This is a genomic window from Actinomadura geliboluensis (assembly GCF_005889745.1).
Taxonomy (GTDB): domain Bacteria; phylum Actinomycetota; class Actinomycetes; order Streptosporangiales; family Streptosporangiaceae; genus Spirillospora; species Spirillospora geliboluensis.
Genome location: NZ_VCKZ01000679.1, coordinates 1 through 2,230, shown reverse-complemented (window position 1 = coordinate 2,230; position 2,230 = coordinate 1). Strand labels below are relative to the sequence as shown.

General features: G+C 61.7%; 2 protein-coding genes and 1 pseudogene. 1 reads left to right on the top strand and 2 read right to left on the bottom strand.

Features of this window, described 5'->3' with window-relative positions; translation table 11 throughout:
- Positions 1-131: 131 nt before the first annotated feature.
- Together ETD96_RS45600 and ETD96_RS48365 are read right to left on the bottom strand one after the other, a co-directional pair.
- Positions 132-533, bottom strand: a complete 402-nt coding sequence (locus tag ETD96_RS45600; protein ID WP_171069534.1) for a hypothetical protein — start codon at positions 531-533, stop codon at positions 132-134.
- A gap of 289 nt (positions 534-822) precedes the next feature.
- Positions 823-1,257, bottom strand: coding sequence for a PH domain-containing protein (locus ETD96_RS48365; protein WP_138642294.1), 435 nt, complete (start codon positions 1,255-1,257; stop codon positions 823-825).
- A 691-nt stretch (positions 1,258-1,948) separates the two neighbouring features.
- Here ETD96_RS48365 and ETD96_RS43410 point away from each other — a divergent pair.
- Positions 1,949-2,230: pseudogene (locus tag ETD96_RS43410) on the top strand (SAM-dependent methyltransferase); the annotation flags it as partial.

Below are 2,230 nucleotides of genomic sequence, written 5' to 3'. Positions count from 1 at the left end.
ACCCAGACCACCGAACGCCACGCGCTACAACCGAACGGCAAATACCTCGACCGTCACCCCAACCACCTAGACCCAGAGGCAGCAGATCGAACGCTCAGCTCCACCGTAGAACGAGCGGCGAAAAGGTCCATTCAAAGCCACCCAAGACCTGGGCCGGGAGGCCGCGGAGCAGGCGGTTCAGGGGGTTCAAGCGGTTCAGGCTCCTCATGTTCCGGCGGAGGAGACGACTCGGGCTCTCGAAGTTCCTCGATGAGCTTCTCAACTCCGTCCAACAGCTTCTGCGCAGCCGTTCGATGCGGCCCGTCCATTTCATTTGCCAATTGCTGAAGTGCTTCCGGATCCACAATCGCGGTCTTATCGCCGACCTCGTCGTTCATCGCCTTCGCTAGCGGCGCGATCCCCGCCAGATCGACCGCCTGGAACATTGCGAGAACGATCACCTCCAGCGCCTTACCCGCGATCGCGCCACCCGCCTCCCGCGACGATTCGGCCTTCACGACATCATCCGCGGTCTCGGCCAGGGTGAACGCCATACGCACGGGTTCAGGGAGTACCGCGGGCTTCGCTTCCGCCGTCAGCAACTCCGCGCGAGCCCGGTTGACATATCAAGGTCGTCTCCTCCGCCGACGGTAACCGCCTCCACAACTGGCCCGGCCGAATGATAATGCGCACGGACCGCCAGGTGACGCGAACAGCATGCGACGATCCCGAGACCGTGCATCGCTACGCCCACGCCACGACACCAAGTACGCGGCGATCCACCCCGGGCATCGGTCTGCCCGCAGATCACCATCAAGCAGTTGTTCGGAAAGGCGGTGGCACTCAGTGGTTCCTGGACCACTGTTCGCGGATGATGGCGAGGTTCTGGTCGAAATTCGAGTCCTGAAGCGGCCACCAATCACCGGGTGCCGGAAGCTTAATGGACCTTCCCTCTCGTGAGGACAAAGTGACGTGGCGGCCCCAAGGCCCGCGGTGCACATCGATTCTCTCGATGATGTCCCATGGGACGGTCCTCACGCCGAAGGTCCGCGGGATGGTCAGCCCATCGTTGTTGAGCCGGGTTTTTGCGCGCACGAACTTCAGGAGCAGTAAGCTGCTCAAGAGTAGGAGAATTACGGACGGCGCATCTAGCCGGTCCCACCGCTGCGCCGTAATCGATACGGCAACCCAGACACAGAGGTTAAGGAACGTAGTTAGTGCGATAAAGGGGCGCCTTCCGCTGCTCCTCAGGACCGAGCTATTCGTTGTTGTGGGCATCTCATAGCCAGTTCGTCTCTAATTAGCTTCTTTTCTGTGTTCGACCGTTAATTGATCACCTTTGAAATCTGTCCATCTCTCCTCACTGCCTCACCAATATCCAGATCGGATGGGGCCACCCAAAGCCAGGCTTGGTCCCCCTCAACGATTAATCTACATGCCTTGGCTGCTGCGGTCTCCCATCCAGTCCATTGCCATCAAGCGCCAGTTCCTCACCCTCCCCGCCATTTGTGCGTTGCTCGCGTTTGACGTAGACAGTCGTCTCAGGCGAGGTCATGAGACCGGCTCAGCCTTCGCGCAGGGGGCGGGATGGGACAAATCAGGCAAGGTGGCTGCCAGGGCAACTGACTCTTCTCCTCAAGAGCAATGGGCCATATGGAACTCATCATATGACCTAATGACGAACAAGGGATTCTTTCGGCACAGTTGCGAGGTGTTGGGCGCTATTCCCGGCGGCGGCTCCGTCCATGACGGCGGGGGTGTGGCGCGGTACGAGAAGCCGTACAGGCCCCGCGGCCAACGCTCACCCCACTCCACGCTCATGCCGCGGGTCGTGGGCTCGTAGCCGAGAAGGGCACACGCCATACCGATCAGCAACGAGTGCCGCACAGCTGCCGGCATCGGGTGGCTGTGTGCGGAGCGGGCGAATATTGACTGGGTGAGGGGACCGGTGCGCTGGCACAGTGCTGGTGTGGACGACTACGTGGCGATCAATAGGGCCAACTGGGACGAACGGGCCCCGGCACATGCCGCTTCCCCCGACTACGGATTCGATCGGTACATCAACGACCCCGGGCACCTCAGTAGCGTCGTCCGGTTCGACCGTCCCCGCCTAGGGGATCTGACCGGGCTGCGTGCCGTGCACCTGCAATGCCACATCGGCACCGACACCGTATCCCTGGCGCGCCTAGGTGCCACGATGAGCGGCCTGGACTTCTCCTCGGCCGCGCTGCACCAGGCGCGGCCGAGGAGA